Below are 13817 nucleotides of genomic sequence, written 5' to 3'. Positions count from 1 at the left end.
TGACGGTCCTCTCTTCAACTGTCTAGACAGTATCCCATGTTTTTAGGCACTAGCCACAGACGGCTGCGTCGACTGGTTGATACGTCCATGAGTACGAATCGGTGTAGACATCTTCACCTTCGGCGGTCACGTGGCGGGCGACATCGACCGTGAAACCGGGGCCACCTGCACCGTACGGGACACAGTCCGGCGAGTTGTTGACCTTCGTGGTGGGTTGGACATAGTTGTAGGGCTCAGACACCTGGATATCAACTTCATAATGCTTGGTTGACCAGAGGCGGGACTTCACTTCACCGTCTTCAACCCAGGTCTCGATGAGGACTCCGTATGGTGAATTGTTTTGCCAAATCACGTCAACGCTCGGTTCCCACACGGTGGATTCCACGCCCATGGGATAGCGGTCGAAATACTTCGAGTGGGGCTGGTGCGCAATGTCCTCCATGCCACCCCGGTAGCCGAGGTTGAAGGTGTTAGTCGCCAGCTGGGAGAGTCCGCCCCCAAGGGCGGTCGCGTTAAACCCATCCATAACAACACCGGAGGAAACGAAGCCGTTCTCTTCCGTGATCGGGCCAAGGGTTTCGAGGAGGGAGAAACGTTCGCCGGGGAGGATGAGCTGGTTATTGGTCTTCGAGGTGCCGACGATGAGGTTTTCGGCCCGCACCGCGTCATTGGTCAGCGGCGTGTTGATCTCGGACACCACTTCGTTAATGCGGAGCTCTTCGGCGTCAGCGGTCGTGAATTCCGGTTCCTCTTCCGACACAACCGCTTCGACCGTGCGCGTCTCGGTCGTTGCCACATCTTCAATGTTTTGTGCTGTCTGGTCGCGGTCGATCACCATGCCATTCTCGGACGGTTTGATGATCGGACCTTCCGCGTGGTCTTCGATCACGATCTGCGCATCCTTCGGAGCATCCAGATCATCACCCGCCCCGTCCACGACACGGTCGACAAGCTGATCGGTATCGAGAGTCATCGTGAGGCTGCCATCGGCCTCCTCGAAGGAGGCAGCTTCCGCGAGCGCAGTCGGTTCGAGAACGACCTCGCGTTCGCCGACCATGACCGTCAGGGGGCCGGCAACGAGCGGCTCGGCCTTCTCCACACGGATCTGGTTGATGTCGGAGTCGGTGATCTCGGGTTCCAGGTCGGTGGGCTGCAGTTCGATCGGACGGGACTCGGTGAGCCAGCCCGCCGAGAGAACCTCGACAGCGTGGTCGGCATCGATTCCCACACCGTTTTCTTGGGGCGTGGTCTGGATCGTGGATCCGGCGAAGGAGATGGTGGCGTTGACGGGTTCGGTGCCCAGCTGCTCGTTGAGAGAGGCAACCGTATCGTGGAGGGCTTCTTCGTCCAGGGACACAACCGCATCGATGTCGGTTCCGCCCGATAGGTGGCGCCACAGATCGGCAGGGTTGAACGACAACCCAGTCATGCCATCCACGGTTGCGGCACCATCGACCGTCACGTTACTTCCCGCGGGATCAATTTCGGTGGAAATGTCGGTGCCGGAAACGGTGACAGGAACGGGCTCGTTCACGACGCCCTCGAGTTCGGCTTCGATCTTCGCGGCAGCATCCGCCTCTGTCATGCCACCCACCTCGACTCCGGAGACGGTGGTGTTGGCGGGGATGCGGTCAGCGAAGTAGAAGGCGGCACCAACGTAGACGCCCGCCACGAGAGCAACGGCGCCTCCGGTGATCCACGGCCACAGGACCCTCTTCTTTGGCTCACCGGCCTCGGACTGGGAGGAAGCACCCTCGGGTGTTTGCCTCATTCCCTCTTCATTCGACGTCATCCTCGTCCCTTCCTCGTTACCGTGGTCAGTCTAGCGCCACGAAAGGCAAAGATCCTGATGAGACCTCTGCCCTGCCGGGGTGAGATCTATTTGTTACCGTGCCCGTGGACATCAGCCTCAGGCTTCGCCCCGACCGGTGTCGTGGTGATCGAAGCGCACTTTCCCACCGGGTGTTTGCAGATCGTACTCCCCTGCTCGCCCGCGGTCGATCTTCTGCTGTTCCCAATCGTTTTCGGTTTCCTCGATGCTGTCTCTGCGGTCCTGCCCCAGCAGCAGGTAGCCGATCCAGGCGAGCAGAACTCCGAGGAGCAGTACCCCGGGTGCCCCGTACGACCACCAGGCAGTAAGCCCCTCGTAGATCGTTCCTACCCCATCACCCTCCGTGAAGAGGGAGACGAGAAGCAGGGTAAGGAGCAGTCCCAGGCCGTAGCTCACCCAACCCGTCAGGCCGCCGAGCAACATGAAAGCAGTAGCTCCCGCCAGCACAGTCAGGAGTGCGACGGTGATGCCCACTCCCCCGCCTTCGATCCCACCGGAGTGGGTGATGGTTCCCAGGAGCGCAGACAGCCCGCCAAGGACGACCCCTGCCAGCGCGGTGGTGAGGGTAAGCGGACGGGAGAGGGTGGGGCCAGCGGTGAGCTTCTTGAAGGAGGACACTAGACTCTTCCCTGTGCTCGCTTACGGTTGGCGCGGTTGCGTTCGTGAGCATCCAGGATGAGTTTGCGGATGCGGATGAGTTCCGGGGTCACTTCCACGCATTCGTCTTCTTCAATGAACTCGAGCGACTCTTCAAGCGTGAGCTTCCTGGGCGGAACAAGAGTTTCGAACACGTCAGCCGATGCTGCTCGCATGTTCGTCAGTTCCTTCTCGCGAACAATATTGACCTCCATGTCCTCAGCACGCGGGTTCTCACCCACAACCATGCCCTCGTACACTTCCTGGGTCGGTTCCACAAAGAAGGTGCCGCGATCTTGGAGGCGGAGGAGGGAGAACGGGGTGACGGCGCCCTGACGGTCGGCGATGAGGGAGCCGGTGACTCGGGATTCGATCTGCCCCGCCCACGCGTCGTAGCCCGCGAAGAGGGAGGAGGCGATGCCGGTGCCGCGAGTCTCGGTCAAGAAGTACGTGCGGAACCCGATGAGGCCGCGCGAGGGAACGAGGTATTCCATGCGTACCCAACCGGTGCCCTGGTTCGTCATCGACTCCATGCGTCCCTTGCGCGCCGCCATGAGCTGCGTGATCGCACCCAGGTACTCCTCGGGCGTATCGATTGTCATCTGCTCGTACGGTTCAAGAACCTTGCCGTTCTCGTCCTGCTTGACCACAACCTGGGGTTTGCCCACGGTCAGCTCGAAACCTTCCCGACGCATCTGTTCCACAAGAATTGCGAGCGCAAGCTCGCCCCTGCCCTGGACCTCCCACGCATCGGGGCGTTCCGTCGGCAACACTCGCAGGGACACGTTACCAACCAGTTCACGGTCAAGACGGTCCTTCACCTGGCGGGCGGTCAGCTTATGTCCCTTCACCTTGCCGGCCAGTGGCGAGGTGTTGATGCCGATGGTGAGGGAGATGGCGGGCTCATCCACGTGGATCTTAGGCAGGTCGATCGGGTCCTCCGGGTCAACGAGTGAATCGCCGATGGTGATCTCGGGGATACCGGCAACGGCGACAATATCGCCGGGGCCGGCCTCCTTGTCCGGGACCCGCTCCAGACCGACGGTGCGGAGGAGTTCGGAAATGCGGACGTTGGACATCGTGCCGTCCTGCCTCCGCCATCCCAGCGACTGGCCCTTCGACAGGGTTCCGGAGTGGACGCGAACGAGGGCGAGGCGGCCAAGGAACGGGGATGCATCAAGGTTCGTCACCTGTGCGGCAACGGGTGCCTCATCGTCGTACGTAGGGGCGGGAATGTTGGTGAGGATCGCGTCGAAGAGCGGTTCCAGGTTGTCCGAATCGGGCAGGGTGCCGTCGTTAGGCTTCGTCGCGGAAGCACGGCCGGCCTTGCCGGATGCGTAGATGACGGGAACGTCGAGTAGGGCATCAATGTCGACCTCGACGTCCGAATCCCCCTCCATGTCCGATGCCAGGTTGAGGAGCAGGTCGGTTGTTTCCGATACGACCGCATCGATGCGGGAATCGGGGCGGTCAACCTTATTGACCACAACAATGACAGGGAGCTTCGCGGCAAGTGCCTTGCGGAGCACGAAACGGGTCTGCGGGAGCGGCCCTTCGGACGCATCGACGAGCAGAACAACACCGTCGACCATCGACAGGGCGCGCTCCACTTCGCCACCGAAATCGGCGTGCCCGGGGGTGTCGACAACGTTGATGGTGATGCCGTCCGGGGCACCGTGCTTGGCTGCGTGAATACCGTGATAGGTGACGGCAGTGTTCTTCGCAAGAATGGTGATGCCCTTTTCTCGCTCAAGATCCCCCGAGTCCATGACGCGTTCGCCCGTGGATTCCACGGAAGCATGGGAGTCGAAAACATCGGACTGCCAAAGCATGGCATCAACGAGGGTGGTCTTGCCGTGGTCAACGTGTGCCACGATTGCTACATTTCGAATGTCTGAGCGAGTTACTTTCACCGGCGTTGCTCGGTTCCTTTCTGAGCGCGAATGCGCGTGAATCGGACCCAGTGGGATCCACGGTTTATCGTACAAGCCGCAAGGCCCGATCATCGTGATGAGCGAGCCAGCTCACCAAAGTCACGTCAACATTCACAGTTTTCTTCCCGAAAATGGGTGGGTTGTGCAATACCTGCAAGAATGAGTCCATGACCGAACCGATCTATCGTTTGCGATCCACGAGCCAATTCGTCAAGGCGATCTTCCTTGTCCTATTTTTCGGGATCTTCATGGTCGCAACCTATATTGATCCGAACTCTGCCGGGATCCACGGTCCCATCATTGTTCTCGTGGGTGGGCTCCTCATCACCTACGTGTTCTTCTACCAGCCGGCCCTCCTGCTCGACCGCGATGGCATCACCGCCATCAACTGGTTCACCAACAGGTCGGTGTCGTGGAAGGACTTCCAGGAACTGGACACGAGGCTGGGCATGCACATCGTGTCCTCCGCCCACTCCGACATCGTTTCGTCCTATCCCGGGTCAGGAGGCCTGTCCCGAGGGCGCCAGGCCCTTCCGGTAGGCTCACGGTTCGGCAAGTCCAAAGAATCACAAAGCTACATCCGTCTGGTCGACTCGGGCCAGCACCAGCACCGCGCATCAATGAAAGAAGCATCCTCCCTGGTGCGGCGCATGGCGGACGAATGCACGAGGACCGCACCAAACAGGCCCCGCACCAAGAGCGTTGACCCGATCAGGATCGGTCTCGTTGTCATTGGCGCCGCCCTTATCTACTTCGGCATGATCAGCTCCATCCCCTCCTCCTAAAACGCAAAGACCGGCTGAAACATGAAGAATGAGAACGGCTAATTATCAGTACGACTGAGAGCTGCGGCTCGACGGCGGGATCACTGGATCAACCAGTCCCCGGGAGTAGTAGTCCTCTGTCAAAGAGTTGAATAACGGACTCTAAAAAAGTTGTGTAAGTAAAAGTTGTGTAAGTAGTTTGTGGGGTGGACCGATTGGTCCACCCCACAAACTACTTAGTGCCATGAGCCTAGTGGCTCACTGCATTGATGCTCTTAGATCTTGAGCTCGGAAACATCGTCACCGAACTCGCGCAGGAGCTCGTGGCGCTCTTCGCGGCGGCGCTTCTGTTCGATCGGCTCCGGAACCGGGGCGGCTGCGATGAGACGCTTCGTGTACTCTTCCTTCGGGTCGTGCAGAACATCTGCACACAGACCCTGCTCGACGACCTTTCCATGCTGGAGCACGACGACACGGTGTGCCATGAGGTCAACGACGGCGAGGTCGTGGGAGATGAAGAGGCAGGCGAAACCAAAGTCCGACTGGAGGTCGGCAAGCATCTTCAGAACTGTTGCCTGTACTGACACGTCCAGTGCCGAAGTCGGTTCGTCCGCGATCAGGAGCGACGGGTTGAGGGCGAGAGCGCGAGCAATACAGACGCGCTGGCGCTGACCACCGGAGAGCTCGTGCGGGAAGCGGTTGTAGGTAGAGCGAGGAAGCTGAACGGCGTCGAGCAGTTCGTAAACGCGCTGGCGCTGTTCCTTCTTCGTCCCCACCTTGTGCACGACAAGCGGCTCGGCAATGCAGTCACCCACCGGGAAACGGGGGTTGAGGGAGGCTGCCGGGTCCTGGAAGATGACACCGATATCCTTACGGATCTTCGTTACAGCCTTCTTGTCCATTCCCACCATGTTGTCGCCGAAAATGCGTACTTCACCATCGGCAGCGGGCTGCAGGCCGAGGATGCACTTGCCGATCGTGGACTTGCCCGAACCGGACTCGCCCACAAGACCAACGATTTCCCGTTCGGCCAGATTGAAAGAGACGTTGTTGACGGCACGGAACGGTTCCTTGCCCCACACGTCGTATTCGACGACGAGGTCACGAACATCCAGAACTGTCTTCGACAGGTCAAGAGTCTTCGTATCCATTTCCGTCAGACCAAACTGCGCACGACCCTGCCCCAAGTGGGGAACAGCGTCAAGAAGACGCTTCGTGTAGGGGTGTTTCGCGTGGTTGAGGACCTCAACCACGGAACCCGACTCGACAATGTTGCCGCGGAACATGACGTGGACTCGGTCAGCCATGTCCGCCACGACACCCATGGAGTGGGTGATGAGGAGGATACCGGTGTTGAGCTTGTCCTTGAGCGAACGCAGCAGATCGAGAATGTCGGCCTGAACCGTCACGTCAAGGGCGGTGGTCGGTTCGTCAGCGACGATGACCTTCGGGTTGCAGGAAATGGCGATCGCGATGACAACGCGCTGGCGCTGACCACCGGAGAGCTCGTGCGGGTACTGTTCGACGCGGGCCTCGGGATTGTCGATACCCACCATGCGCAGCAGTTCGATCGCGCGCTTGGTTGCGGCCGTGCCGTAGGCAATGCCGTGCAGTTCGAGGGCCTCGGTGATCTGCAGGCCGATGGTCAGCACCGGGTTGAGGGCTGTCATCGGTTCCTGGAACACCATCGCGATGTCCTTACCGCGAAGGTTGCGCCAGCCGCGCGAGGACATGGAGCGGACCTTGTGGCCGGCCACATCGATCACTCCGTCAACCTTGGCGTTGCTGGGCAGAAGCCCGAGCGCGCTCATGGAGGTCACGGACTTACCCGAACCGGACTCACCCACGAGGGCCACAACTTCGCCCGGGTGAATATCGATGTCGACACCGCGGACAGCGTGGACACGACCGAACTCCGTTCCGAACTGAACATCAAGTTCGTTGAAAGCAAGAACGGGGCTATCCGTCTTCTCGTGCACCTCGACAATATCGGTCCCGTTCTGGGCGGTCGTTGTCTCCTTGGGTGCCTCAGTGTTCTTCTTTCCGAAGATCATGCCTTGCCCACCTTTCCTTTGCTCTTCTGGCGGGGATCGAATGCGTCACGCAGGCCGTCACCAATGAAATTGACGGACAGCGCGATCGCGAGAATGAGGGCAGCCGGCCAGTAGAACAGCCACGGCTGGCTCGAGAACTTCTGCTGGTACTGAGAGATGAGCAGGCCGAGCGACGTATCCGGTGCCTTCACACCGAAGCCGAGGAACGACAGGGACGTCTCGAGCAGGATGGCGGACGCGATCGCCAGCGTTGCGGAGACGATGATCGTGCCGAGACAGTTCGGCAGGATGTGCTTGATGATAATGCGCGGGGTGGAGGCCCCGAGGGCCTGAGCCGAGTACACGAACTCGCGTTCACGTAAGGACAGCACTTCGCCTCGCACCAGCCTCGCCAGGCCCGTCCACGAGAGGAACCCGAGAAGGAAGGCGAGCATCATGATGCCGCCTCCGAGCCTCTGACTCGCGAGCTGACCGACGACGGCAGCCAGAAGAAGCAGCGGGATGACGATGAACAGGTCGGTGACGCGCATGAGGATCGTCTCGACGAAGCCCCGCAGGTAGCCGGAGAGGGCACCCACGATGGTTCCAATAATGGTTGAGACAATACCGACGATGAGGGCGATGATGATCGAACGCTGCGTGCCGCGCATGATCAGAGCGAAGTAGTCCTTTCCAGCCGTGTCTTGGCCCATCGGGTGCTCACCAATGGTGAACCAGCCGATTGTCGGGGCGCCACCGTTCACGATTGGGTGGGTTCCCGTGTAGTTGTACTTCCACCATCCCGGGATCGGCCCGAAACCGATCGACGTGAAGGCCATGACAATAATGCCGAGGAAGATGATCAGGGAGATCATCGCTGCCCGGTGACGGAGGAAACGGCGCAGAACCAGCTGGCCCTGGGAGTAGGACTTGTTAGTTGTCGAGTCCAAGACTTCGTCGTCTAGCTCCGCAACATTGAAGTCCCCCACCGCGGCCATGTGTGCCTTGGGATCAGTATTTTCCATTAGGAGTCACTCCTCAAATTCTTCAGATCTAGCACGCAACTCACCGTCTAATCCTGGGGTCAATGTAGGCGTACAGGATGTCCGCGAACATGTTCATGAGCACCGCGATACCACCGGTCACGAGGAAGAACGCCATGACCGGGTCCGGGTCAACGTTCTTCAGTGCCGTTTCGAACAGTTCACCCATGCCCTTCCAGCCGAACACCTTCTCTGTAATAACCGCGCCGCCAATGAGGGAGGCGAAGTCAAAGGCAACGATGGTGGTGATGGGGAGCAGTGCGTTACGGAATGCATGACGGGACATAACCGTGAGCTCCGGAAGGCCCTTCGCACGTGCCGTACGCACGTAATCCTGTCCGAGCACTTCCAGCATCGACGAACGCGTGTAGCGCGTGTACGAAGCGACCGACATGAGGGTCAGGGAAAGCGTGGGAAGAATAAGGTGCGTGGAGGTGTCCATGAGGTTCAGCCAGAAGTCATCCGCAGCCCGGAAGTTGGGTGACATGGAACCAATCGTGGAGATGGGGCGGCCGCGAACCAGTTCGATGTAGTCGGTCCAGTGGCGTGCCAGGTAGTCAACAATCGTAGCGATCCAGATCGACACAACGGTCCACACGCTCGCCCACATGACGCCCTTCTTGGCGTACCCGCCAAAGAACTGGGCAAGCCCAACGGCGATGGCAACGCCGACGAGGAGCACCACGAAGAGCCCGATCCACGAGGGGTCCTTGAGGATCCCGCCCATAGCGATAACAACGACGATCATGGTTGCTGCGGAACCAAGCGTGACCATGAGTCCGCGACGGTTCTGCAAACCAACCAGCAACGAGGTGAAGAGAATAGCTGCTGCAATGCCGGTGGTCACTTCAATCCACAGGCCTGCGATTGGATCCGAGATCCAGTTCGTGACCGCAAGGATCTGGAAGATTCCGATGGAGATCAGGAATGATGCCGACCCCGCGATGAGCCGCTTCTTTGCGGTTCCAGCGATGATCGCCTGCACAAACAACGCGAATAAGAGGGAGAAGACAACGATAAATACTGTGTTAAACGTTGGGGCCGCTAACCAGTTGTTGAAACGGATGGCACCAAATTCCTTGAGCAGGATAGCAAACACGAAGGAGGGGAGCGAGTAAAAGACGAAGGCAAGCATCGTCACGCTGTAATCGAATCCGGAGTACTGGCGGATAGCCGCCATCACACCGAAGAAGACGCCCAGAACGATACCGAGGATCGTTGCGAGAAGGACGAGTCTGATCGTTGACTCGGCCGCATTCCCCAACAGCTGGTTGACATCTTGTCCCGAACGGTTCTGACCGAAATCACACTGGAGGCGGAAGCATCCCAGGATGCCTCGCAGCCAGTCCCAATAGCGAACAAACCAGGGGTCATTGAGTCGCATCTGTTCCGTACGTTGATCCATACGGTTCTGGCGGTTGGTGTCGTTGGATTCTCGCAGGTCTGCAAGCGGGTCTCCCGAGTTAATCGTCAGGACATAGACCAGCACGGATGCGAGAAAAAGAATCAGGGCAGAGATGCCGATTCTCTTCATTACAAATTTGAACACGTCTCGTATCTTCTTTCTGGAAGGTGCGTTCCCGGGGCCGTTTTCCTTTGCTTTTTAGCTCAGGCTCCGTGCTGCGAGAGGGGTAACCTCGGTGCGCACTGTAGGCATTCTACGAGCAGGTTTGCTGATCGCGAAATTCAACTGGCCGCCGTTGGCCAAGGTCAAACTGGGTTCGCTGCCAATGGAAAGCCGCGTAGCGGCGGGAAGGTTAAGTAACCATTCCCGACGCTACGCGGCTCTTATTGGGAAATAGTGGGGGTCAGAACCCTCACCAGGTCCACTCTTCAGCGTTCCATACGACGCCGGACTGAGTCAGGTTGCGTTCCACGTTCTGCAGACCCTCAGTGTGGGCAACGATGCCCGGGTGCACGTAGAGGGGCAGACCGAAGAGCTCATCCCAGAGGACGGTCTCGATCTCGGTCTTTGCTTCCAGCCAGACTTCCTCATCGAGGGAGGTCTGGACGCGGTTCCACTGCTCGTCAACGGTCTCGTTCGACCATGCGTGGTAGTTCTGCTGACCGGTGGTCGTGTAGATGTTAGCGCCGGACACGATCTGGCCGGAGCCGGACCATGCGAACAGTGCTGCATCGTAGTTACCGGTGTCGAGAGCGCCACCGGGTGCGAAGAAGTCGGAGGAGCCGATGTCTTCAACGGTGATGCCTGCTTCTGCACACGAGGACTGGATCAGTGCAACCGTGTCAGCACGACGCTGGTTCGGTGCGGAGTAGCCGAGGCGGACGGTCGGGTTCTCGACGCCGGATGCCTCAACGAGTTCCTTCGCCTTTTCGATGTCGACCTCGTCGTAGCGGCCGTCGTAGGCCTGCTCGACGACAGCGTCGTAGTTCGGATCGGACGGGAAGTATTCGCGCAGGTTGAGAACCTCAGTCTCCTCATCGAGAGGACGAACGAGCTTCTCAACGATTTCTTCGCGAGGTACGCAGTAGGCGAATGCTTCACGGAGTTCGAAGCCACCGTTCGCATCGGAGAAGACGGAGCCTTCGGCCCAGTTGTAGTCAACATGCTCCCAGATCATGGTCGGGCCCGTCAGGATGACGATGCCGGACATGCCCTCGAGAGTGTCGAGTGCGTCCTGGGTGCCCTGGGGCTCAATGACGTTAACGTCCTGGTTGTCGAGTGCCTGGAGCTGGCCTTCGGGAGCGATCATGCGGAACACGAGCTCTTCAACGCCGGGCGCTTCGCCCCACCAGTCCGGGTTCGGGACGAGGGTAATGTACTGGCCTGCTTCCCAGCCACCTTCGAGGTAGGTGAAGGGACCGAACGAGGGGGTTTCCTCAATCGGAGGAAGTTCGCCCGGGTTCGGGGAGTACCAGTTGTTCCACTCTTCAGCGAGCTTCTGAGCAACTTCGAAGTCCTCGTTCTTGAGTGCCTCGAAGAGCTCTTCCTTGCTCATGCCAAGCTTTTCAGCCATGACGTGAGAGGGCAGTGCGCCGGAAACGACGAGCTCCCAGTCGGGGTTCGGTTCGCTGTATTCGATGGTGAAGGAGCGATCGCCGGCTTCACAGTCCGGGCCAGCAGCAACCGGGATTGCGTAGGTATCGGAACCGGAAACGTGGTCGAACAGAGGACCGGCTTCACCGGTCGCCTCTTCCTGGCCGTCGAGGATCCACTGCGGGTTCTGGGTGACCCAGTCCATGTAGTAGTCCTCGCAGGTGATCGTGGTGCCACCCTGGTAAACGGCTTCCTCGTTAATCGTGTACTCAACCGTAAGCGGATCTTCCGAGACCATCTCGTAGGAGCCCAGATCGGTCCCGTTGACCCACTCGCCGCTCGCATCGAAGTAACCGAAACCGGTCATCATGCGGTCGTTGACGACAGAGTTACCGGTCGAGTAGGTGCTGGACAGGAGGTTGTTGTAGCCAGCGTATTCATCACCACCGGTAGTGAAGGAAACGGTGCCCTCGGGGGCGCCATCAGTGGAGCCTTCGTCGTCGCCACCGTTTTCTTCGGAGCTGGTGTTCGTATCGTCGCCGGATTTTGTCTCCTCGTCGTCGCCACCCGTCGTACAAGCGCTGAGTACCAATGCAACAGCAGCCGACGCAGCAACAAGCGAGTATGTTCTTCTTCGCTTCACAATTGTCACCTTTGATCAGAATTAAGTGATTAAGCCCGACATCACGGTTCCTTGTGGTTCCGTTTATACCGGATTTGCCTAGCAGATAGGGCTGTCGCCCACTCTTGTTAAGTCACTGTAGTATACATACGCGTTTTGCGGAGTCGAACACATTGTCCAGAGAGAGGACATAATTTATCAGTTTGTTACATTCGTTGGACCGCCGAACAGCACACCATTCACATAATCCCAGCCGTGCACAAACTGGCCACATAGGCAACATCACCACTACCCCTGTGGGGATTCCATGGGGGGGGTACGAGCATCCATTTATCGCATTTATTCCACTCTGATTCCGTTGAATCACAACGTTCACAACAGGTGACTCCCTGCCGATTGTGATCGGCAGGGAGTCGTCCGTACTCACGTAGCTACCGTTTCACGATAGAGAGCTCACTCTTCGGCCACAGGCCCCGGATAATGGGGCCCGCCGATCAGGCGGAATGCTTCCAGTAGGCGGCAATTGCCCGTGAGAGTGCAATGGCATCATCGACATGGCTGAGCTCGCGCACGGAGTGCATCGAGAGAAGCGGAGCACCAACATCGATGGTGCGGATGCCGAGCCTCGTGGCGGTCAACGGACCGATCGTCGAGCCGCACGGCACGTCGTTGCGCGACACGAAGTCCTGGGTGGGCACGTCAGCTTCGGCGCACACCGTGCGCCACAGTGCTGTCCCCCACCCGTCTGTCATGTACGCCTGGTTCGCGTTGTGCTTGAGCAATGGACCGCCACCCAGGACGGGACGGTGCGCAGGGTCGTGCTTCTCCTGATAGTTCGGGTGGATTGCGTGACCGCAGTCGGCGCTCAGGCAGCTGGACCGAGCAAAGGCTCGCTGGAGCTCCTCTTCCGATGCGGCCCCGAGACCTGCCGCGGTCCTGCGGAGGACGGTTTCGAGAATCGGCCCCGCCGCCCCCGTGGGTGTGCCGGAGCCAATTTCTTCATGATCAAAGGCGGCAAGGACCGCCACCACCCCGGATGACTCCGCGTGATTTTCGAGCGCAACGAGACCCGCGTGCACGGACAGCAGGTTGTCCTGTCGTCCCGAGGCAAAGAATTCTCCGCCCGGACCCACGTTTTCGGGTTGCTGCGTGTCGGCTGCGACAAGGTCGTACCCGAGGATCTCGTCTGAGGTGCCGGCCTTGTCGGCAAGGAGCTCCATGAGGTTGGCTCCACTGACCGAGAAAAGCGGGTGAAGGTGCTGCTGGTTGTTGAGGGAGATGCCCTCCCGCGCAGATCTGTCGAGGTGAATGGCAAGCTGGGGAATGACCATGAGGGGCCCGGTCCGGACCAGATGCTCGCCGGACTTCGCGAACAGCTTCCCCGCTAGCTCCAGGTCCCTGTTGAGCCACGAGTTGCCGAGCAGACCCCCGTAGGTTTCAACATTGACCTGCTCATATGACTCCACGGTTGACTGCGCCCCGGGCTTGACCTTAAACGTTGGCGAGTCGGTATGGGCTCCGACGATGGCAAATCGCAGGTCTGTTACCTGCTCAGGAATCCACCAGGCGATGACCGCTCCCCCACGAACAAGCACGTGGCCACCCGGGCTCACATCCCAAGCCTCATCCTCGGCCTGCCGGGTGTAGCCAATCTTTTCCAGCCTGCTAGCAACCTCGTGCGCCGCGTGAAAAGAGGACGGGCTCGCCGAGATGAATTGAGCCAAATCTGCACTGTGAGTCTTCGCATTCATGCCCTCAACCGTACCGGAGTGGCACAGCCGTCACCCGAATGGGCATCCACTTCAACGCCCGCAAGCTGCACGCCTGCCCCACCTTCCACTGGCAAGGAATCCGCCATTTCCCGTTCACGCAGTCTTCAGACCAGCCCCCTAGAGTGGCGACCATCACCCAATGGTTCAACTTTCAATAGTTGAACTCTCAATCATTGTGTGTCAG

The 13817-nt window shown here is 59.3% G+C and carries 9 protein-coding genes; 1 reads left to right on the top strand and 8 read right to left on the bottom strand.

The annotated features are described in order from the left end of the window. Positions 1–49 precede the first annotated feature (49 nt). The 3 genes from BN1241_RS08485 to typA form a co-directional block, all read right to left on the bottom strand. Complete coding sequence (locus tag BN1241_RS08485; protein ID WP_054953184.1) at positions 50–1792, bottom strand: VanW family protein; 1743 nt, start codon at positions 1790–1792, stop codon at positions 50–52. A gap of 117 nt (positions 1793–1909) precedes the next feature. After that, on the bottom strand, positions 1910–2449 hold the full coding sequence (locus BN1241_RS08480) for a hypothetical protein (RefSeq protein ID WP_054953183.1): 540 nt from the start codon (positions 2447–2449) through the stop codon (positions 1910–1912). Next, complete coding sequence (typA, locus tag BN1241_RS08475; RefSeq protein ID WP_054953182.1) at positions 2449–4380, bottom strand: translational GTPase TypA; 1932 nt, start codon at positions 4378–4380, stop codon at positions 2449–2451. The genes BN1241_RS08480 and typA overlap by 1 nt, the downstream gene beginning before the upstream one ends. Before the next feature lie 188 nt (positions 4381–4568). Here typA and BN1241_RS08470 point away from each other — a divergent pair, with 188 nt between their 5' ends. Then, positions 4569–5186: a hypothetical protein gene (locus tag BN1241_RS08470; protein ID WP_054953181.1), complete on the top strand. Its 618-nt coding sequence runs from the start codon at positions 4569–4571 to the stop codon at positions 5184–5186. A 254-nt stretch (positions 5187–5440) separates the two neighbouring features. On the opposite strand, the gene BN1241_RS08465 is transcribed toward BN1241_RS08470, so the two are convergent. The 5 genes from BN1241_RS08465 to BN1241_RS08445 form a co-directional block, all read right to left on the bottom strand. After that, the gene (locus BN1241_RS08465; protein ID WP_082418284.1) at positions 5441–7219 is read right to left on the bottom strand and encodes an ABC transporter ATP-binding protein; all 1779 of its coding nucleotides are present in this window, start codon (positions 7217–7219) and stop codon (positions 5441–5443) included. Beyond that, positions 7216–8223 (bottom strand): ABC transporter permease, encoded by a 1008-nt coding sequence (locus BN1241_RS08460; protein ID WP_082418283.1) that lies wholly within the window; start codon positions 8221–8223, stop codon positions 7216–7218. Before BN1241_RS08460 ends, BN1241_RS08465 begins: the two co-directional genes overlap by 4 nt. Positions 8224–8263: 40 nt before the next feature. After that, positions 8264–9790 (bottom strand): ABC transporter permease, encoded by a 1527-nt coding sequence (locus tag BN1241_RS08455; RefSeq protein ID WP_054953180.1) that lies wholly within the window; start codon positions 9788–9790, stop codon positions 8264–8266. 268 nt (positions 9791–10058) lie between these two features. Next, positions 10059–11882, bottom strand: coding sequence for an ABC transporter substrate-binding protein (locus tag BN1241_RS08450; protein WP_054953179.1), 1824 nt, complete (start codon positions 11880–11882; stop codon positions 10059–10061). A 473-nt stretch (positions 11883–12355) separates the two neighbouring features. Then, positions 12356–13612 (bottom strand): M18 family aminopeptidase, encoded by a 1257-nt coding sequence (locus BN1241_RS08445; protein ID WP_054953178.1) that lies wholly within the window; start codon positions 13610–13612, stop codon positions 12356–12358. Between the last annotated feature and the right edge of the window lie 205 nt (positions 13613–13817).

This window comes from Flaviflexus massiliensis, assembly GCF_001375495.1.
Lineage (GTDB): Bacteria > Actinomycetota > Actinomycetes > Actinomycetales > Actinomycetaceae > Flaviflexus > Flaviflexus massiliensis.
The sequence above is the reverse complement of the archived record's forward strand: the minus strand, read 5'-3'. Positions and strand labels throughout refer to the sequence as shown.

Coding starts and splice junctions, on each gene's coding strand:
- BN1241_RS08445 (WP_054953178.1), bottom strand. CDS start 13,612: ATGAATGCGAAGACTCACAGTGCAGATTTGGCTCAATTCATCTCGGCG.
- BN1241_RS08470 (WP_054953181.1), top strand. CDS start 4,569: ATGACCGAACCGATCTATCGTTTGCGATCCACGAGCCAATTCGTCAAG.
- BN1241_RS08485 (WP_054953184.1), bottom strand. CDS start 1,792: ATGACGTCGAATGAAGAGGGAATGAGGCAAACACCCGAGGGTGCTTCC.
- BN1241_RS08465 (WP_082418284.1), bottom strand. CDS start 7,219: ATGATCTTCGGAAAGAAGAACACTGAGGCACCCAAGGAGACAACGACC.
- BN1241_RS08460 (WP_082418283.1), bottom strand. CDS start 8,223: ATGGAAAATACTGATCCCAAGGCACACATGGCCGCGGTGGGGGACTTC.